The sequence below is a fragment of the Rhizobium sp. NFR07 genome (assembly GCF_900111905.1).
Classification (GTDB): Bacteria; Pseudomonadota; Alphaproteobacteria; order Rhizobiales; family Rhizobiaceae; genus Neorhizobium.
Window position 1 is genome coordinate 178,721 of sequence record NZ_FOKM01000012.1, and the last position, 18,628, is coordinate 197,348.

Consider the following 18,628-nt stretch of genomic DNA (forward strand, 5'->3'; position numbering starts at 1 on the left):
GAGCAGACCCGTTGCCGGCATGTCGATTGCCGAAATGTCGATGTTGATCCATTCGGGCATCATGAGCCCGGTCGAAATTGCAGAATCCGTCTTCGACGCCATCGCCCGCCATCCCGACAAGGCGATCTTTACCGCCCTGACGAAGGACCGGGCACTCACCGAGGCAAAGGCCGCCGCAAAACGCGTTGCGGAAAACCGCTCCCTTGGCTGGCTGGATGGTGTACCGGTCGCCTGGAAGGACCTGTATGACATCGAGGACATGCCGACACCGGCCGGCTCCGACATTCTCAGAAACGCTACCCCGGCAAAGCGTGACGCGGGCGTGGTGGATCTTCTACGCCAGGCCGGCATGGTCGCGATCGGCCGCACCAACATGAGCGAATTCGCCTTTTCCGGCATCGGCATCAATCCCCATTACGGCACGCCGCACAATCCGCGCAGCACCGATGTGCCGCGCGTACCGGGCGGCTCCTCCTCCGGCTCCGCGGTGGCGGTGGCGGCAGGCCTCGTGCCTGTGGCGATCGGCACCGATACCGGCGGATCGGTGCGCATCCCGGCGGCGCTGAACGGCATCGTCGGCTACAAGGCAAGCAGCGGTCGCTACACGACGGACGGCGTCTTCCCGCTGGCCACCAGCCTCGACACGCTCGGCCCGCTCTGCCGCAGCGTGCAGGATGCGATATGGGTCGATGCCGCCATGCGCGGCGCCACGCGGCCCGACGTCATGCGCAGCCCCGCCCCCGAGGGCGCGATCGAAATCGTCGTCCCGGAAAACGCCGTCTTCGACGGCGCCGAGCCCGGCGTCGTGAAAGCCTTCGAAGCTGCCATCGCGCGTCTCGAAAAGACAGGCGCGAAGATCGTCCGCCTGCGCATCCCGGCCTTCGAGGCCATCACCGACCTGGTGAAGAGCCGCGGCGCGCTGGTGACGGCGGAAGCCTTCGCCCTGCACCGCGAGCGCCTGTCGGGCCCGCAGGCCGACGGCATCGACCCGCGCGTCGTCGCCCGCATCCGTCTTGGCGGCAATATCGCCATGGCCGACTATATCGAGATCCTCAACACCCGCCGCCGCCTCACGAAGGAGACCGAAGCCCTCCTCGCCGGCCGCCTCGTCGCCATGCCCACCGTCGCCCATGTGGCGCCCGCCATCGAACCGCTCCTCCAGGACGACGACCTGTTCTTCGCCACGAACGGCAAGACCCTCCGCAACACCGGCTTCGGCAACTTCTTGGGCTGGTGCGGGGTGTCGATCCCTTGTGGTACCGGGGATGCGGGGATGCCGGTTGGGTTGCTGCTGTCGGGTGCGGCGGGAGAGGATGATAAGGTGCTGGGGGCAGCACTGCGGTGGGAAGAGACTGTGCGGGGTTAATTTCCGGATGAGCAGCACAAAGGATATCGAGATACAGATGCCTGCCAAGCGATGTATCTCTTAACTTTTTTGAAAATAAAAAAGCATCCAGGACTCCCCATCTCTCGACTCTTTGTTGAGGCCATGCAGTAATTTAAGGCCTATCTCTGGGAGAGGCCACATGTCCCGCTGCATGTTTATTGCGTTGCTGCTTGTCTGTTCAGTTACTCCTGCTGCAGCGCAGCAGGCTATTCCTTGGAAGTCCTCTGGCGATTGGGACATCCTCATGGATCAAACCATGGGGAACGCCTGTTACGTAACTGCCGCGTACGAGGATGGGACAGTTATTCGACTGGGCTTCAATTTTTTGGAGAACGAGAGAACTATGTACCTTGCAATTGGCAATGCGAAATGGAAGTCCTTAGAAGATAGCAAAGACTACGAAATCAGCGTCACATTCGATAACCGAACGCCTTGGAAGGCGGCAGCTGTAGGCTCCGATTTCGCATCAGCAAAATGGCTTTTCATTAATGGGCTAAAGGGTAGTTTCGCTAACGAGTTTGCTCGCAAGCATAGCGTGAGGGTGCACTATAATGGCCGGGAGATTGTAAACCTTCGCCTGAAGGGGTCATCGAAAGCGATTGACGAGATGATTGCTTGCCAGACTACCGTAAATGAAGTGACGTCGGGCAAACCTCAACAGCCGACGACGCCCGCCCCATCTCCGCAGGATCCGTTCAGTGCGGCGCCGAATACACGCAACGCTTCGGATCCCTTCGACATGTGACGATTAGGGCTTTCGCATTTAAAGCTCAACTAGTCTCGCCAAACTGTTCTGATCGTTCAGCGGAAGTTCGCTATACGGCTTAACAGAAACCTAGGGCCCTAGACGCCACCCGATTAGGCTCATCAAAGCGTTTCGTCGAACTCAGAAGCTATAAGAAAAATGGTAGCGGGGGGCGGAATTGAACCGCCGACCTCAGGGTTATGAATCCTGCGCTCTCACCAACTGAGCTACCCAGCCACACCGGTTAGGACGACCGTTAAATCGTCCCGCCGTTTTGATGTGCGGCTTATAAGACCCGTGTCACCGAAGTGTCAAGCAGGCTTTCCGCAAAAATCCGGGAAGACGAAAATCCTTGTGATTTCCGGCCTATCCCCACCGCAGCAAAGTCCGCCCTTCAGGCCGCAACCGGCTGGGCGAGCAATTCCTTCAGCGAGGCTTCCGCTTCCGCCGCCCGTTCCGAACGCTCGATAAAGCCGCCGCCGTAGACGCGTGCGTCCGGTCCCGGTGCGGAATAGAGCACGCAGGCCTGGCCGGGGGCTACGCCTGCTTCGCCGATCGCGAGATCGACATAGACGCCGAGTTCATCGACATTCAGCGTCGCCGGTGTCGGCGGGCGGGTGGAGCGCACCTTGGCGAAGCAGGGGAACCCTGCCTCTGCATCGGCCTCCAGCGACGAATCGCCGATCCAGTTCATGTCGCGCAGATAGACGCGGTGAGTATCGAGCGCTTCCTTCGGACCGACGATGACCCGGCGCGAGCGTGCATCGAGATAGACTACGTAGAGCGGCTCGCCGGTCGCGACGCCGAGGCCCTTCCGCTGGCCGATCGTGTAATGCACGATGCCTTCGTGGCGGCCGAGCACGCGCCCGTCCATATGCACGATATTGCCGGCGAGAGCCGCGTTCGGCTTCACTTTGCTGATGATGTCGGCATACTTGCCGGCCGGCACGAAACAGATGTCCTGGCTATCGGCCTTTTTGGCGACGACAAGACCCATTTCTTCCGCCAGATCGCGCACCTGCGCCTTCGACATGCCGCCGAGCGGGAAGCGCAAATAGTCGATCTGCTCCTGGGTCGTGGCGAACAGGAACCAGCTCTGGTCGCGGTCGCTGTCGATCGGGCGATAGAGCGCGCGACGGTTCGGATTGTCCGCGGTCGGGTTGGCGGCCGAGCGGATGTAGTGGCCGGTCGCCAGCGCATCAGCGCCGAGTTCCTTGGCGGTCGCGAGCAGATCGGCGAACTTGACCGTCTGGTTGCAGGCCACGCAGGGAACCGGCGTCTCCCCCATCGCATAGGCTTCGGCAAACGGATTGATCACCGTCTCGCGAAAACGCTTTTCGTAATCGAGCACGTAATGCGGAATGCCGAGCGTTTCGGAAACCCTGCGCGCATCGTCGATATCCTGGCCGGCGCAGCAGGAGCCAGCACGGTGGACGGCGGCGCCATGGTCGTAGAGCTGCAGCGTGATGCCCAGCACGTCATAGCCCTGGCGCTTCAGAAGCCCCGCCACGACGGAGGAATCCACGCCGCCCGACATGGCGACGACAACGCGCGTGTCTTCCGGCCTCTTGTCAAAATCCAGCGTATTCACGGGTTACTCTTTCGCTTTTCACCCGGCGCTATGCTTCAGGCATGGCTCCGGCAAACGGAATGGCAGGCAGGCGGGATCGGCCGCCTGAGAGCTCGGTTATCGCCGGATATAGAAAGGAATGACGGCCAGCGCAAGATATCGCCGATGCAGGGATACGGCCAACTGAAGACGCCGGCGGCGGCAGATCTCCCCGCCGCCGCCGGCATTGTCCCGATTTACCGTAGAGGCAGACGCCCGCTAGGCCGCCCGTCCGTAGGAATGAGCCTGCGATGCGTAAGCGCCCTGGCGACCACCCAGCGTGAAGCGGCTGATCAGCGTAGAGAGCTTGGTAGTCTCTTCGGTAAGCAGGGAGACGGCGGCGCTGGTCTCTTCCACCATCGCGGCGTTCTGCTGCGTCGCCTTGTCCATCTGGCCGACCGCCGAGTTGACCTCTCCGAGCACGCTTGACTGTTCCCTCGTCGTGCTGGCGATCATCTCCATGTGGCGGTTGACGTCGACGATATAACCCTCGATCGCCTTCAGGGCATCGCCCGTCTCGCGCACCAGGCCGACGCCGTTTTCCACCTCGACGCCGGAAAGACGGATCAGTTCCTTGATCTGGCCGGCCGCATCGGCAGAGCGCTGGGCGAGATCGCGGACTTCCTGGGCAACGACGGCAAAGCCCTTGCCGGCTTCGCCGGCACGCGCCGCCTCCACACCGGCGTTGAGCGCCAGCAGGTTAGTCTGGAAGGCGATCTGGTCGATCACGCCGATAATGGTGGAGACCTGGGCGGACGAGCCCTCTATCTTGCTCATCGCATCGACCGCGCTTGCCACGATGGTGGCCGAGTTGACCGTGCTGCTCGCGGCATCGGCCGCGACGCCGCGCGCGTCCTGGGTGCGCTTTGATGCATCATGAATGTTGCCGGTGACGGTACCGAGCGACGCCGCCGTTTCTTCCAGCGTTGCCGCCTGCTGCTCGGTCCGCCGGGCGAGATCATTGGCGCTGCGGCTGAGCTCCTTGCTGCTGTCGTCGATGACAGTGACGGATTCGGCGACCGCATTCAGCGTATCGCGCAGCTGCCTGACGGCAGCGTTGAGATCATGGCGCAACGCCTCGAACTCTTCCGAGAACGGTTCGTCCAATTGTACGGTAAGGTCGCCATTGGCAAGCTGACGAAGGCCGCGACCGAGGCCGTCGGTCGCCTGGCGCAGACGCTGCTGTGCTGCGATTTCCGCCTCGCTGCGGGCACGCTGGCGATCGGCATCCATGCGCTGATCGGCTTCGCGGGCCTGTTTCGACATCTCGTCGGTCGCCTGCTGTGCGGCCTGTGCCTTGTCTGTCGCCGACTGGGCGGAAACCAGCGTATCCGTCAACGCCTTGATCAGGGCGAGCAGAACGCCGGCCTGGCCGATGACGATGACGATGATGGCATGCAGCACGACCCGCATGGAGCTGGACTGGCCGGGGAAGACGGCCGCCGAGGCGAAGAGGAACAGCAGGAGGTGATGGACGATGACGAAGCTTGCATAGGCGAAGATGGCGCGACGATCGACCCAGACCGCGCACATGGCGAGGCTGGCGAAGAAATACATATGGACGTCGATCTGCAGCGGCGAGCCGGAGAACAGGAAGACCAGAATGCCGACCTGCGCTGCATGCGCCATCGAGGTCACGACGCGGGTGGTCGCGCCGGTCCGGTCATTGAGCCACAGCAGCGTTCCCATTCCGCCGATGACAACCGCCGCGACCATCGCGCTGATATCCATGCCATCGGGCAGATAGAAGTTGCGGGCGATGATGAGCGCGACATTGATCCACAGGAGTGTAACAATCCCCATCGAAGCCTTCTGACGAATGGTCTCCAGCGCGTTCATTAAAAAATCTCCTGCGAGCAAATGGATTTGAGATTGGCGTTGAGGACGAAGATAGCACCGGCGCGCCTCAACTGAGCGGGAAAGGAAGGTGCGTCGGACTGAGCAATGGCGATCCACGGCAGGCTACCGCCCGCCACATAGCTGCCATCCGCCTTGCCGATGATCGAAAGGACGGTCTGCTCGGATGCGAACGGCTGCGCGACGACGAGAAAGAACGATCCGCGCGGGCTCAGCCACATCCACGTCAGAAGTGAGATGAAGATGACGACGCTCGCGACAATAATCTTTCCGTCGCTTAAGCGAGATGAGCGTATCGCCATGAAAGTTGAACCAGTTTCGATCAACAGTAAAATAGACACGAATGGTTTACGCAGCCTTACACTAACCTATTGATCGTTAAATGTAATCATCACTCGGATTAAGGCGAAGGTTTTACAGATAGCGACCTGAAGTTCATCTATCCGTTACGTTGCGATATTCGTTTATTCTTGCAATCGTCGCGCGAAATCCGCCATCAAGGCGTTTAATGAGCTTGAACAATAGCGGGTTCCGCGATCGTCGCCATGGCGTTATCCTGAACGTTGTTCTAACGCATGCCGCAGAGAGAATGACGGAGCAGAATATTGAGTGTCGCCTTCACCAAGGAAGAAAGCGCTGAAACGGCCGCCGAAACCATGCTGCCGGACCGTCCGATCTCTCAGCATCCGAATCTCGTGACCGAAAACGGGCTGAAGGCGCTTGAGAGCCAGATGGAGGAAGCACGCGCAGCTTACACGGCCGCCCAGGCGATCGAGGATGTCAACGAGAAGCGACAGCAATCGGCCGGCCCGCTGCGGGACATGCGCTATCTCTCCGAGAGGCTGCGCACGGCCCAGCTGGTCCCTGCCCCGACCTCGACCGGCGTCGTCGCCTTCGGCAGCACCGTCACCTTCGAACGCGGCGATGGCCGCATACAGACCTATCGCATTGTCGGCGAGGACGAGGCCGATCCCAAGGCCGGGTCGATCTCCTATGTCGCACCGGTCGCACGCGTGCTGATGGGCAAGGCAGTCGGCGACGTGATGACTTTCGGCGACCAGGAGTTTGAGATTACCGCAATCGCCTGACCGTTGGTCAGGATTGCAGGGAAGCGTGGGAGGCGGCGCCCAGAACCGCAGCGCCACTGCCGTCGAGATGCCGATCTGTCCTCACCTTCGGCAGCGCGTTCGGGTATTCCAGCTGGATGAATTCGACCAGCTTCTCTCGCATCTCGCAACGCATGTCGAAGGTCTTGGGTGCGTTGTTCGCAGAGACGAGAATACGGATCTCCATGACGCTTTCGCGGAAATCGGTGACCTGCACGTTGACAACGCGCCTGTCCCATATCTTCGAGGCGGCGGCGATCTCCTCCACTTTCTTGCGGATTACCGAGACCGGGATCGTGTAGTCGAGATAGATCATCACCGTTCCGATGAGGGCCGAGCCTTCGCGGGTCCAGTTCTGGAACGGGTTCTCGATGAAATAGGACAGAGGCAGGATCATCCGCCGCCAGTCCCACAATTTTACCACGACATATGTGGAGGTGATCTCCTCGACATTACCCCACTCCCCTTCCACAATCAGCGCATCGTCGATGCGGATCGGCTGGGTGATGGCGAGCTGGATGCCGGCGAAGATGTTCTTCAGCATCGGCTGCAGCGCGAGACCGAGCACGATACCGGCGACACCGGCGGAAGCGAGTACGCTCACACCATACTGCTGGACGGCCGGAAAGGTCATCAGCATGGCGGCGATGGTGAGCACGACGATCATCGCGCCGGCGATGCGCTCGGCAATGCGTGATTGCGTCACGTGGGCGCGTGCCAGCAGATTGTCCTCCGCATCCAGCTTGAAGCGGCGCAGGTAGACGGTCATCCAGATATGCAGCGCAGCCTTTGCCGACCAGCCGAGAACCAGAATGAACGCGATCAGCAGGACATGGCGGATGATTTCCGCAGGCCGGGCCGCAAGCGGCGCGATCGTGGCGGCAACCGACAGGGTGAAGGTCAGTATCGCAACCCGCAACGGGCGACGTCCGCGCGACACCACCGAGCGCCAGAACAGATCCTTGTTCTCCACCAGGCGGGTAAAGATGCGAAACGTCAGACGGTGAACTGCCAGCCCGATCAGAATGGCGGCGACGAGAAGACCGATGCTGACGATCCAGTTCGGCAGCCAGTCCGTATATTGACGAAACTCTGCAATGAAATTGTTCATTCCATTCCAGCTAGGGTGCAATGCAGCATGGAAAAGAGCGGCCGCAAAAATATCATCTTTCTCCGCCTTTATGTCTCAATTGGGGTGAGGAGAATTTGATGAATGATCGCAGTGTGACCTTGGACCTGACGCGTTTCGTCGACGCTCAGGCCTCGATCTATAATCAGGTCATTGCGGAACTGCGCGACGGACAAAAGCGCAGTCACTGGATGTGGTATATCTTCCCGCAGCTCGACGGTCTGGGCAGGTCGGACATGTCACAGCGTTTTGCCATCCGTTCCCGTGAGGAGGCCATCGCCTATCTTGCCCATCCGCTTCTGGGTTTCAGGCTTGCCGAATGCACCACCGCCATGCTCGCCCATGAGGGCCGCGGTGCCGACGAAATTCTCGGCTCGGTCGACGATATGAAGTTTCGCAGTTCGATGACGCTGTTTCATCTGGTCAGCGAAAAGGGCTCGCCTTTCGAGCGAGCCCTTGAGATTTTTTACCGTGGGGAGCACGACGATGTCACCGTCGGGCTCCTGAAGGTCTAGGCCGCAAGCCTTACGCGGCGGACTGGATCGCCGAGAGCTTCCAGTCATTGGCCGGCTTGCGCACGAAGGTCCAGACCTCGACGGCTTCCGTCTCATGGTTTGGATCGCCTTCAACGACATCGCCGCTGTTGCGGTCCCGCAGGAAGTCGATCGAGGAATAACGCAGCGCGACGGTCGCGTATTCCTGGCCGTTTTCGCGCCATGCCTCGGACAGGTCGCCCTGCAGCAGCTTGACGTCCTTGACCTCGTTCTTAACGCCATTGGTGGCGTTTTCACCGAGTTCTTCGGCAAGGTAGGACATGGCTTCCGGCGTCGTGAGGCTGCGCAGCTTGGCATAGTCCTCGTCGGCATAAGCGCCCTGAACGTCGGTCAGCAGCTTTTCGAACTGGCTGAGGTCACGGTTGGTGATGCCGATCTCGTCGGTATCCGAACCGGCCTGACGCGGCGCATCGTCATAGCCCGCGCCTGCAGCGGCACCTGCGCCCATCGAGCCGATCTTCGGGATCTGGAAGCCGCCCTGATTCTGCTGCGGCGCCTGATAGGCGTGGTTGTTCTGCTGGTCATCGCGGTTGTTGCCCGCGCCGAAGCCGTTACGGCCGCCGGCGGGACCCGCCGTTTGCTGCTGGCGACGCGCGAAGAAGCGGAATGCCAGCATGGCAAGACCACCGATCAGCAGGATCTGCAGAAGCATGCCCATAAAGCCTGCCATGCCGCCAAAGCCGTTACCCATCAGCATGCCGAACAGGCCGCCAAGGGCGAGACCGCCGAGGAGACCACCAAACATGCCGCCGAACATTCCGGGGCGCTGCTGGGCTGCCTGCTGGCCGGCGCCTGTGGCCGGACGGGTGGCGTTCTGCTGGGTATTGGGCGTCATCGAACGCTGGATGCCGTTGGCGGCGCCCGGTGCCGTGTTTGTTGTCGGAGGAGCGGAGAATGTGCGGGTGCCGCGGCTGCCGAAGCTAGAACCGCCGCCTGCGCGACGCGCTTCCGCAAAATCGACGGCTGTTAGCGAAACTGCCATTCCGATCGCTGCGATCGCGAAGAGTTTCTGGAAACGCCGAAGCTTGGATAACATCAATATCTCCTGTGGCCGCCCTATGCGGTCTCTGCACTCATATGGGGAAGAGCGGAAGGGAATTTTAGATCCTCCTCCAATTTTTCCCGCTCTAGTAGCTACATAAGTTCATCGCGGGAGCCAATCGGCAAAAACACAACCAAAAGATGTTTCGCAACATCATCCGATCACATAACCGCGAGCGAAACGGAAAAAGGCCCGACGCTGACGCACCGAGCCTTTTCCAGTCACCCCTGGGAGGATTTTTGCTTTTATTTATCCGAGCGTCGCCGCCCGCAAGCCTTAGTCGACGTTGAACACCAGCGGGCGGGCCTGGCGGATTGCCGGGTTTGCCGTCAGCTTGTCGAGAACTTCCTGCGACACCGGCCCATCGACGTAAAGCAGAGCGATGGCATCCCCGCCGTCCTTCTCGCGGCCGAGCTGGAAGTTCGCGATGTTGACCTTGGCGTCACCGAGCGTCGTGCCCATGAAGCCGATCATGCCGGGAACGTCGGTGTTGGAGATGTAGACCATGTTGGCGCCGACATCGGCGTCCATGTTGATGCCCTTGATCTGGATGAAGCGTGGCTTGCCGTCGGAAAAGACGGTACCGGCAACCGAGCGGCTCTGCTTCTCGGTCGTGACCGTCAGCTTGATGTAGCCGTCGTAGACGCCGGTCTTGTCGCGCTTGACCTCGGAGAGCACGATGCCCTTTTCCTTGATCATGATCGGCGCCGAGACCATGTTGACATCGGCCACCTGGTTGCGGATCAGGCCGGCGAGCAGCGCCGACGTCAGCGCCTTGGTGTTCATGTTGGCGGTCGCACCGTCGAACAGGATCTCGATTTCCTTGATCGGATCATCCGAAACCTGGCCGACGAATGCGCCGAGAACGTCAGCGAGACGGATGAACGGCTTCAGAATCGGCGCTTCTTCGGCGGTGATCGACGGCATGTTGATGGCGTTCGAGACTGCACCCTTGACGAGGTAATCCGACATCTGTTCGGCAACCTGCAGGGCAACGTTTTCCTGGGCTTCCGTGGTGGAAGCGCCGAGATGCGGCGTGCAGACGACATTGTCGAGGCCGAAGAGCGGGCTTTCGGTGGCAGGCTCAACCTCGAACACGTCGAAGCCGGCACCAGCGACGTGGCCGGACTTGATCGCTTCGGCAAGTGCGGCCTCATCGACCAGACCGCCGCGGGCACAGTTGATGATGCGCACGCCCTTCTTGGTCTTGGCGAGATTTTCGGCGCCGAGGATGCCGCGCGTCTTGTCGGTCATCGGCACGTGCAGCGTGATGAAGTCGGCACGCGGCAGCAGCTCGTCCAACTCGACCTTTTCGACGCCCATTTCCTGCGCACGTTCAGCAGACAGGAAGGGGTCATAGGCAATGACGTTCATGCCGAGGCCGATCGCCTTGCGGCAGACGATGCCACCGATGTTGCCGGCGCCGATGACGCCGAGCGTCTTGCCGGTGATTTCGACACCCATGAATTTGGACTTTTCCCACTTGCCGGCCTGGGTCGAGGCATCGGCGGAAGGCAACTGGCGGGCCACGGCGAACATCAGCGCGATGGCATGTTCGGCCGTCGTGATCGAGTTGCCGAATGGGGTGTTCATGACGATGATACCGCGCTTGGACGCGGCCGGGATATCGACATTGTCGACGCCGATACCGGCGCGGCCGATAACCTTGAGGTTGGTCGCGGCGGCGATCAGCTTTTCCGTCGCCTTGGTGGCCGAGCGGATGGCGAGGCCGTCATAGTTGCCGATGATTTCGGCGAGCTTGCCCTTGTCCTTGCCGAGCTTCGGCTGGAAATCGACTTCGACGCCACGATCGCGGAAGATCTGGACGGCGGTTTCAGACAGTTCGTCGGATACGAGTACGCGAGGTGCCATTGTTTGGGCTCCTGATAAAGGGTTCAGTCTCTGAATTCGGGATGAGACGGTCCCGCCAATTGCGGGACCGGGAATCGATCAGGCGGCAGCCTTGTTAAGCGCGGCCTTCTGCGTTTCGAATGCGTAGGCGAGCCACGGCATCAGGGCCTTCATGTCGGCCTCTTCGATCGTGGCACCGGCCCAGATGCGAAGACCGGACGGCGCGTCGCGATAAGCACCGACGTCAAGCGCGACGCCTTCCTTCTCGAGAATGGCGGTGACGCCCTTGGCGAATGCAGCCTGCGCATCGGCATCGAGAGCGGCGACACCAGCGTCAGCGATCTTCAGGCAGACGGAGGTGTTAGAGCGCGTCTCGTCGACCTGCGCCAGATTGGCGATCCAGTCGTTGGCAGCGACGAAGTCGAAGATGACCTTGGCGTTGGCATCGGCACGGGCGATCAGAGCCTTCAGGCCGCCGATCGACTTTGCCCAGTTGAGCGCATCGATATAGTCCTCGACGCAGAGCATCGAAGGCGTGTTGATCGTTTCACCCTTGAAGATGCCTTCAGAAATCTTGCCGCCGGAGGTCATGCGGAAGATCTTCGGCAGCGGCCAGGCCGGAACATAACTTTCAAGACGTTCGACCGCACGCGGGGAAAGGATGATCATGCCGTGACCGCCCTCGCCGCCCAGAACCTTCTGCCAGGAGAAGGTGGTGACGTCGAGCTTGGCGAAGTCCATGTCCTGCGCGAAGGCGGCGGACGTGGCGTCGCAGATGGTCAGGCCCTTGCGGTCTGCCGGGATGAAGTCGGCGTTCGGGACACGCACACCGGAGGTGGTGCCGTTCCAGGTGAAGACCACGTCACGGTCGAAATCCACCGTGGAAAGGTCGGGCAGAAGACCGTAATCGGCTTCGATCTTGCGGACGTCCTTGAGCTTCAGCTGCTTGACGACATCGGTGACCCAGCCGGCACCGAAGCTTTCCCAGGCGACCATGTCGACGCCGCGCTCGCCGAGCAGCGACCACATCGCCATTTCGACAGCGCCGGTATCGGAGGCGGGAACGATGCCGATGCGGTAATCCGCCGGAACGTTCAGAATTTCACGGGTGAGATCGATGGCCTGCTTGAGCTTGTCCTTGCCGACCTTGGCGCGGTGCGAACGACCGAGCGGGGCGTCGGAGAGAGCGTCGAGCGACCAACCGGGGCGCTTCGAGCAGGGGCCAGAAGAAAAGTGGGCGTTATTCGGACGTACGTCCGGCTTTGCGGTGCCATTGGCCATATGTATACCCTTCCAGGTAATTAGCCTCTCGTTGGGGAGAGGTGTCCCGCCGCCGTGGATATTCTTGTCGGCTTTCACAGTCAAGCGGGTGATGTCGCGACGGGACGATATTTTGCCGTCGGCGCATCACGATGGCGGGAATGCAACAGCCTGATCCAACCGGCGGCGAGTGAACCCTCAACGCCCCGATATCGAGCTATCCGCTTATTTCTGTTCTGTAAAAATCTTTCGGCCGATAGCCTCCGCCGCTTCAAGATTGGCGGTCTGATCCTCTCCGTCCGACTCGAGCAGCAACTCTGATGTCACAACCGGAGCGCCGCAATAATCGAAGATGCCGTGATCGATCTGCGTCTTCATCGCGCCGAAATAGCCGTGCCGTTCGTAAGTCCCGGCGTCTGCGCCGCCGATTCCGACGAGATGGACAGGCAGGTGGCCGAGCTTCTTGATGACCTTCTCGCCACTGTCGTCATAGGCCCAGCCATTGGCGAAGACACGGTCGATCCAGCCCTTCAGCAATCCGGGCATGGCCCACCAATAGACCGGGAAGACCAGCACCAGCGCATCCGCCTGCTCGATTCGCGCCTGCTCGACAACGACATCCACCGGCGAGACAGCCTCCCTGTGATGAGCTGCAAAGTCCCCAGCCGAGAATCGCGGATCGAATCCTTCCGCCATAAGGTCGGCGATCTCGAACGTATTACCGGAGCCCCTTTGCAATATGCCCTCCCCTACGCGGCCGGCGACAGCGTGGCTCAGCGACGTGGGACCGGGATGCGACAGAACGATGAGAGCATGCATGCTCGGCTCCTCAATGGTTGTCCGAAAACAAAAAAGCCGCCCGAAGGCGGCTTTGATGAATGTGTGGGATAAACTCACTTGTAGACGATCGGTTCCGGTGCCGGTTCGTAGGCGACGGGTGTGTCGCAACCGTTGAACAGATAGCGGGCACCGACGCGGGCTTCGTGGCTGTAGATGCCCTTGTCCTTGCCGGGGCCGCCGCCGGAAGCGAAGCCGAACATGTCGCCGCCGTCGATATAGCGGAAGCGGTAGCCGACATCGGCCTTCAGGTTGCAGGTTACGTCGATCGTGGCACCGGCCATGATCGCAGCCGTCGCGCGCCACTTGCCCTTGCCGTCGTGGTCGGAACCGTAGCAGCCGTCGACATCCGGATCGTCGCAGATACGGTTACGCAGCTTGTCCCACTTGACGTAGGAGGCACCGAAACCGGCACCGACATAGGGCGTGAAGTAGGAATAGGTGCCGAGATCGACATAGACGTTGGCCATCAGCGAATAGGCCCGCATCGATGCCCGGTCGGACGAGGTGCAGGTATCGACGCCGTTGAGGCAGAAGCCGCTCGTGCTGCCGCGGAAATCGGACTTGCCCATGTAGTCAAAAGTCAGATCGGTGCGAAGGTAGTTGTTGATCTGGTAACCGATACCGGCGCCGAGGATGAAGCTGTCCTTCAGGTCGGTATCGTCGAAATCGACGAGGCTGTCATTCGAGCCCTGGAAGAACTCGGCGCCGCGAAGACGGTTGAACGAGTATCCCGCGTCACCGCGCAGATACCAGCCGCTCGCTTCCTGCACCGTCACTTCCGGCGCATCCATCATCGGCTCGGGCTGCGGCTGGTAAAGATCGGCCGAATGGGCCACGCCTGTCGATAATATCAACGCTACCGCTGCTAAAAAGCGCTTCTTCATAGTGGGTTCTCCGGGCTCTCACGGGCGTCGCCGCATGGCGTGCGGCACCCTCTTTGACCCTAAGAATGAAGAAGAATGGTTAAGTCTCGCTTAACCATAAAAACAACAGCCAGTCAGATACGAGCAAAGCGACAAGTAAAGCCGCTTTGCCACGCTATCGGCGCTTCATTTATCACCGGATATCACCGGAGCTTGCTGCCGGCATGAACGACCCGGTCGTTCGTTTCCGGCCTATTTGATGCCGATCGCATCGCTCAGCCTCACGGAACCGTTCTGTACCGCCCTCACATGTCGGACCTCCAGTTCGATACCGCCGATACCCCAGTCGCCCTCCGGCACATCCTCGAACAGAACCCAGGTCAGCGGCCGCATGCGCTCGCCTTCAACTTCGACGATCGCGTCCGTGACGCCCTTGATGATCTGCGCCTTCTGATCGGCATCGAACACCCCTGCCAGGGCCTTGATGGAAATTACGGGCATCGCACACTCTCCTCTACAGAACCGGAATGGCACATGATTTGTCTGAAGGACCCGAGCTTCCGGAACATTTCAGCCATGGGCTTCCGGTTTCAGAAGTAACTGCCGGCAACGTCCGACTGCCAAGGCGGGACTTAATCTTGCCGATTGCGGAAACCGATCCTCTCATCTCGCGTTGAGCTTGGCCTTGACCTTGGCATCGAGAGAGGATCTGCCGTGAAGCACCCCAGAGACGATGCGGGCAAGTCGATCGTGGAGACGGTCGATGTCCCCCGCCCCATCGCCGAACATGGCGCCATCGGAAACATGCGGACCATCGCGCTCGTCGCCAAGGACTGTACAATCGATTATCTCTGCTGGCCGAACTTCGACAGTCCCAGCGTCTTCGCCGCCCTGCTCGACCCGAAGAAGGGCGGCGCCTTCGAACTCACGCCGCAGATCGACGGCGCACGGCGCTTGCAGATGTACGTGCCGGAAAGCAATGTTCTCCTGACGCGCTGGCTCGGTCGCCATGAGAGCGCCGAGATCGTCGACCTCATGCCGGTGCCCAAAAGCGACAAGGACCCATCGCGCCTCATCCGCCGCGTGAGCGTGACGCGCGGCGAGGTCAGCTTCAAGCTCAAGTGCTGGCCCCGTTTCGATTATGCGCGCCGCAAACCGAAAGTCTCGATAAGGAAGGGCGCCGTGCATTTTCAATGCGGCGACTTCACCTTCCGCCTTTCCAGCAGCGTCGAGTTCAAGAACCGCGATGGCGCCGCGACCGCGCATTTCACGCTGAAGAGCGGCGAGAGCTGCGATTTCATTCTGGATTGCGACGACCAGGATGTGCCGAAGCGCCAGGAGGTCGATGCGATCATCCGCCAGACTGCGGAATACTGGCAGGGATGGTCAAAGAAATCGACCTATCGCGGCCGCTGGAGATCATCCGTCACGCGATCGGCGCTCGCACTGAAGATGCTGACTTCGGCAGAATACGGGTCGATTGCCGCGGCGGGCACCTTCGGCCTTCCCGAAGCCCCGGGCGGGCCGCGCAACTGGGATTACCGCGCCACCTGGATCCGCGATGCATCCTTTTCGATCTACGCCCTGATGCGGCTCGGTTATCTGGAAGAGGCAAGCGCCTTCGGCCGCTGGGTGACCGAGCGAACCGACCGTTCGAAGGGTGATGTTGAGATCATGTACAATCTCGACGGCACCAAGGTTGCGCGCGAGCAGTCACTCGATCATCTGTCCGGCTATGGCGGTGCCAAGCCGGTGCGGATAGGCAATGACGCGACCGACCAGACGCAGCTGGACATCTACGGAGAACTGCTGGACTCGGTCTATATCAGCAACAAATACGGTGGCTCGATCTCGCACGAAAACTGGCTGAGCGTGCGGCGCATCGTCGATCATGTCTGCGAGGTCTGGCGCCAGCCGGATGCCGGCATATGGGAAGCCCGCAGCGAACCACAGGAACATCTGCACTCGCGGCTTATGTGCTGGGTGGCGGTCGACCGTGCCCTGCGCCTTGCCCAGAAGCGCTCGCTAGCCGCTCCCTTTGGCCGCTGGATCGAGACGCGCAACGCGATAACCGAGGATATCTGGGAAAATTTCTGGAACGAGGAGCACGGCCATTTCGTCCACAGCAAGGGTGGAACGCAACTTGACGCCTCGATGCTGATGATGCCGCTCGTCCGCTTCATCAGCGCCACGGACCCGAAATGGCTTGCGACGCTCGATGCCATCTCGAACGAGTTGGCCGACGACAGCCTTGTCATGCGCTACAAGTGGCAGGATGGGCTCGACGGCCGCGAAGGCTTCTTCGGCGCCTGCTCCTTCTGGTTCGTTGAATGCCTTGCCCGCGCCGGCCGCCTGCAGGAAGCCGAGATCAACATGGAAAAGCTGCTGCTCTTCGGCAACCACCTGCAGCTCTATGCAGAAGAATTCGACCCGCGCGGCGAATTCCTCGGCAACTTCCCGCAGGCCTTGACGCACCTCGCCCTGATCAGCGCCGCCTTCTATCTCGACGGCGCGCTGGACGGAAAATTCAGGGAATGGCGGCCCTGATCAGGCAGCTTCCGAACGGGCGTTCGCGATGACTTCGACCAGGCCGTTGACGATCTTTTCGACCTGCGCCTGATCGTCGCCTTCCGCCATGACGCGGATCAGGGGCTCCGTGCCCGACGGGCGGATGACGAGGCGTCCCCTGGAGCCGAGTTCGGCTTCCGCATCGGCGATCGCCTGACGCACGACCGCATCCTCCAGCGGCTTGCCACCCGAGAAACGGACATTCTTCAGGAGCTGCGGCACGGGCTCGAAGCGGCGGCAGATTTCGCTGACCGGCCGACCGAGGCGCTTCACCCGTGCAAGGATCTGCAGCGCGGCCACAAGACCGTCTCCTGTCGTGCCGAAATCCGACAGCACGATATGGCCGGACTGCTCGCCGCCGACGTTGAAGTCGTGGTTACGCATATGCTCGACGACATAGCGGTCGCCGACCTTGGTGCGGGCAAGCGTGAGGCCCTTGTCGCCGAGGAAACGTTCCAGGCCGAGATTGGACATGACGGTAGCAACGATGCCGCCGCCGGTCAGCTTGCCGTCATCGGCGAAGCTTTCGCCGATCACAGCCATCAGCTGGTCGCCATCGATGATCTCGCCATTCTCGTCGACGATGATGACGCGGTCGGCGTCACCATCGAGCGCGATGCCGATATCGGCGCGCACTTCATGCACCTTCTTCTGCAGCCGTTCCGGCGCAGTGGAACCGCAATCGAGATTGATATTTGTGCCGTTCGGCTCGTTGCCGATCGTGACAACCTCGGCGCCGAGTTCCCACAGCGCCAGCGGGGCGACCTTGTAGGCAGCGCCGTTCGCGCAGTCGATCGCGACGCGCAGGCCATGCAGCGTCACATCGCGCGGCAGGGTACGCTTGGCATGCTCGATATAACGGTAGATGTCGCCCTCGACGCGCTTGGCGCGGCCGATCTCGCCGGACTTCGCCAGTTGGCCGTAGATGTCCTTGTCGAGCAGATCCTCGATCCGGGTCTCAAGCTCGTCGGAAAGCTTGTAGCCGTCGGGGCCGAACAGCTTGATGCCGTTGTCCTCATACGGGTTGTGAGACGCGGAGATCATCACGCCGACATCTGCACGAAGGGAGCGCGTGAGCATGGCAACCGCCGGCGTCGGGATCGGGCCGAGCAGGAAGACGTCGAGGCCGGCAGCCGTGAAGCCCGCGACCATCGCATTCTCCAGCATGTAACCGGAAAGGCGCGTATCCTTGCCGATGACGACGCGGTGGCGATGGCTACCGTTGCGGAAGATCGTCCCAACCGCAATGCCCACCTTCATGGCGAGATCTGGCGTCATCGGGAATACGTTCGAATGTCCGCGGATACCATCGGTACCGAAGTAACGGCGTGTCATGGGAGCTCCTTGGTCTTCGCGCAGTTTGGAGCGCGTTGTCTTTGTCTTGCCGGCATTGGCCGTATCAGCAAGCGGTAATGCTATTCATGTGAGCGCGGCCGGAATTACGCTCATGCCATACTTTAAAGCGGCAAACACGTAAAATAGCGTCAAAAAGGATTACATCTCGTTACCGTGGAATACACAGTCCCTGAGCGATCTGGAACAGCCTACCGCCGCACCCGTCGCCGAATGAAGAAGATTGCGCCGGCGGTCAACAGATAACCGATCTTGAAAAGCGGCCCGGATACAAACATGAGCATAAATGGGCATCCAACATCCTGGCAGGTATAAAAGCCGCCGCCGCCCGTCCAGAGGGCAGTCTGATATCCCAGAAGAATGCAGAGCGTTGCGACCAGTGCGAGCGAAGCTGTGATCCTGAGCAGTCTCAATTCAACTTCTCTCCGAAGGCTCGCGAAGATTACCTAACAAAAAGCCACCCT

Annotated in this window: 16 protein-coding genes and 1 tRNA gene; 5 read left to right on the forward strand and 12 right to left on the reverse strand. The window is 60.7% G+C overall.

Annotated features, from left to right (window positions below; all coding sequences use genetic code 11):
* Positions 1-19 precede the first annotated feature (19 nt).
* Positions 20-1,366, forward strand: coding sequence for an amidase (locus BM216_RS23510; protein ID WP_093001649.1), 1,347 nt, complete (start codon positions 20-22; stop codon positions 1,364-1,366).
* 160 nt (positions 1,367-1,526) lie between these two features.
* Complete coding sequence (locus tag BM216_RS23515; protein WP_093001650.1) at positions 1,527-2,132, forward strand: hypothetical protein; 606 nt, start codon at positions 1,527-1,529, stop codon at positions 2,130-2,132.
* A gap of 160 nt (positions 2,133-2,292) precedes the next feature.
* Here the strand turns inward: BM216_RS23515 and BM216_RS23520 are convergent.
* From BM216_RS23520 to BM216_RS23535, 4 genes are all read right to left on the reverse strand, one after another.
* Positions 2,293-2,369 (reverse strand) — tRNA-Met (locus BM216_RS23520).
* Between the two features lie 157 nt (positions 2,370-2,526).
* Complete coding sequence (gene mnmA, locus BM216_RS23525) at positions 2,527-3,723, reverse strand: tRNA 2-thiouridine(34) synthase MnmA (protein ID WP_093001651.1); 1,197 nt, start codon at positions 3,721-3,723, stop codon at positions 2,527-2,529.
* A gap of 237 nt (positions 3,724-3,960) precedes the next feature.
* Positions 3,961-5,580: a methyl-accepting chemotaxis protein gene (locus tag BM216_RS23530; RefSeq protein WP_093001652.1), complete on the reverse strand. Its 1,620-nt coding sequence runs from the start codon at positions 5,578-5,580 to the stop codon at positions 3,961-3,963.
* Positions 5,580-5,900 (reverse strand): hypothetical protein, encoded by a 321-nt coding sequence (locus tag BM216_RS23535; protein WP_093001653.1) that lies wholly within the window; start codon positions 5,898-5,900, stop codon positions 5,580-5,582. Before BM216_RS23535 ends, BM216_RS23530 begins: the two co-directional genes overlap by 1 nt.
* 303 nt (positions 5,901-6,203) lie before the next feature.
* On the opposite strand from BM216_RS23535, the gene greA reads away from it, so the two are divergent.
* Complete coding sequence (gene greA, locus BM216_RS23540) at positions 6,204-6,686, forward strand: transcription elongation factor GreA (protein ID WP_093001654.1); 483 nt, start codon at positions 6,204-6,206, stop codon at positions 6,684-6,686.
* Between the two features lie 7 nt (positions 6,687-6,693).
* On the opposite strand, the gene BM216_RS23545 is transcribed toward greA, so the two are convergent.
* Positions 6,694-7,815, reverse strand: a complete 1,122-nt coding sequence (locus BM216_RS23545) for a mechanosensitive ion channel family protein (RefSeq protein WP_093001655.1) — start codon at positions 7,813-7,815, stop codon at positions 6,694-6,696.
* Between the two features lie 98 nt (positions 7,816-7,913).
* Here BM216_RS23545 and BM216_RS23550 point away from each other — a divergent pair, with 98 nt between their 5' ends.
* A complete protein-coding gene (locus BM216_RS23550; RefSeq protein ID WP_093001656.1) occupies positions 7,914-8,348 on the forward strand; it encodes a DUF1810 domain-containing protein in 435 nt (144 codons plus the stop codon).
* A 10-nt stretch (positions 8,349-8,358) separates the two neighbouring features.
* Here the strand turns inward: BM216_RS23550 and BM216_RS23555 are convergent, their stop codons facing one another.
* The 6 genes from BM216_RS23555 to BM216_RS23580 all read right to left on the reverse strand — a co-directional run bounded on the left by BM216_RS23555 (position 8,359) and on the right by BM216_RS23580 (position 14,744).
* Positions 8,359-9,423 carry a Tim44 domain-containing protein gene (locus BM216_RS23555; RefSeq protein ID WP_093001657.1) on the reverse strand — a complete coding sequence of 355 codons (1,065 nt, stop codon included), beginning with the start codon at positions 9,421-9,423 and terminating at the stop codon, positions 8,359-8,361.
* 282 nt (positions 9,424-9,705) lie between these two features.
* A complete protein-coding gene (gene serA, locus BM216_RS23560) occupies positions 9,706-11,301 on the reverse strand; it encodes a phosphoglycerate dehydrogenase (RefSeq protein ID WP_093001658.1) in 1,596 nt (531 codons plus the stop codon).
* Positions 11,302-11,379: 78 nt separating this feature from the next.
* Complete coding sequence (locus tag BM216_RS23565) at positions 11,380-12,561, reverse strand: phosphoserine transaminase (RefSeq protein ID WP_093001659.1); 1,182 nt, start codon at positions 12,559-12,561, stop codon at positions 11,380-11,382.
* Between the two features lie 204 nt (positions 12,562-12,765).
* Complete coding sequence (locus tag BM216_RS23570; protein ID WP_093001660.1) at positions 12,766-13,359, reverse strand: NAD(P)H-dependent oxidoreductase; 594 nt, start codon at positions 13,357-13,359, stop codon at positions 12,766-12,768.
* A 74-nt stretch (positions 13,360-13,433) separates the two neighbouring features.
* A complete protein-coding gene (locus BM216_RS23575; protein ID WP_093001661.1) occupies positions 13,434-14,264 on the reverse strand; it encodes an outer membrane protein in 831 nt (276 codons plus the stop codon).
* A 231-nt stretch (positions 14,265-14,495) separates the two neighbouring features.
* On the reverse strand, positions 14,496-14,744 hold the full coding sequence (locus BM216_RS23580) for a tautomerase family protein (protein ID WP_093001662.1): 249 nt from the start codon (positions 14,742-14,744) through the stop codon (positions 14,496-14,498).
* Positions 14,745-14,957: 213 nt separating this feature from the next.
* Between BM216_RS23580 and BM216_RS23585 the strand changes: the two genes are divergently transcribed.
* Complete coding sequence (locus BM216_RS23585; protein WP_244530284.1) at positions 14,958-16,790, forward strand: glycoside hydrolase family 15 protein; 1,833 nt, start codon at positions 14,958-14,960, stop codon at positions 16,788-16,790.
* On the opposite strand, the gene glmM is transcribed toward BM216_RS23585, so the two are convergent.
* Positions 16,791-18,146, reverse strand: coding sequence for a phosphoglucosamine mutase (gene glmM, locus BM216_RS23590; RefSeq protein ID WP_093001663.1), 1,356 nt, complete (start codon positions 18,144-18,146; stop codon positions 16,791-16,793).
* Positions 18,147-18,628: the final 482 nt, after the last annotated feature.

What these genes read in the sequence shown, in the direction of transcription:
- BM216_RS23510 (WP_093001649.1), top strand. Translation starts at nt 20, where the DNA reads ATGTCGATTGCCGAAATGTCGATGTTGATCCATTCGGGCATCATGAGC.
- BM216_RS23515 (WP_093001650.1), top strand. Translation starts at nt 1,527, where the DNA reads ATGTCCCGCTGCATGTTTATTGCGTTGCTGCTTGTCTGTTCAGTTACT.
- BM216_RS23530 (WP_093001652.1), bottom strand. Translation starts at nt 5,580, where the DNA reads ATGAACGCGCTGGAGACCATTCGTCAGAAGGCTTCGATGGGGATTGTT.
- BM216_RS23535 (WP_093001653.1), bottom strand. Translation starts at nt 5,900, where the DNA reads ATGGCGATACGCTCATCTCGCTTAAGCGACGGAAAGATTATTGTCGCG.
- BM216_RS23545 (WP_093001655.1), bottom strand. Translation starts at nt 7,815, where the DNA reads ATGAACAATTTCATTGCAGAGTTTCGTCAATATACGGACTGGCTGCCG.
- BM216_RS23550 (WP_093001656.1), top strand. Translation starts at nt 7,914, where the DNA reads ATGAATGATCGCAGTGTGACCTTGGACCTGACGCGTTTCGTCGACGCT.
- BM216_RS23555 (WP_093001657.1), bottom strand. Translation starts at nt 9,423, where the DNA reads ATGTTATCCAAGCTTCGGCGTTTCCAGAAACTCTTCGCGATCGCAGCG.
- serA (WP_093001658.1), bottom strand. Translation starts at nt 11,301, where the DNA reads ATGGCACCTCGCGTACTCGTATCCGACGAACTGTCTGAAACCGCCGTC.
- BM216_RS23565 (WP_093001659.1), bottom strand. Translation starts at nt 12,561, where the DNA reads ATGGCCAATGGCACCGCAAAGCCGGACGTACGTCCGAATAACGCCCAC.
- BM216_RS23570 (WP_093001660.1), bottom strand. Translation starts at nt 13,359, where the DNA reads ATGCATGCTCTCATCGTTCTGTCGCATCCCGGTCCCACGTCGCTGAGC.
- BM216_RS23575 (WP_093001661.1), bottom strand. Translation starts at nt 14,264, where the DNA reads ATGAAGAAGCGCTTTTTAGCAGCGGTAGCGTTGATATTATCGACAGGC.
- BM216_RS23580 (WP_093001662.1), bottom strand. Translation starts at nt 14,744, where the DNA reads ATGCCCGTAATTTCCATCAAGGCCCTGGCAGGGGTGTTCGATGCCGAT.
- glmM (WP_093001663.1), bottom strand. Translation starts at nt 18,146, where the DNA reads ATGACACGCCGTTACTTCGGTACCGATGGTATCCGCGGACATTCGAAC.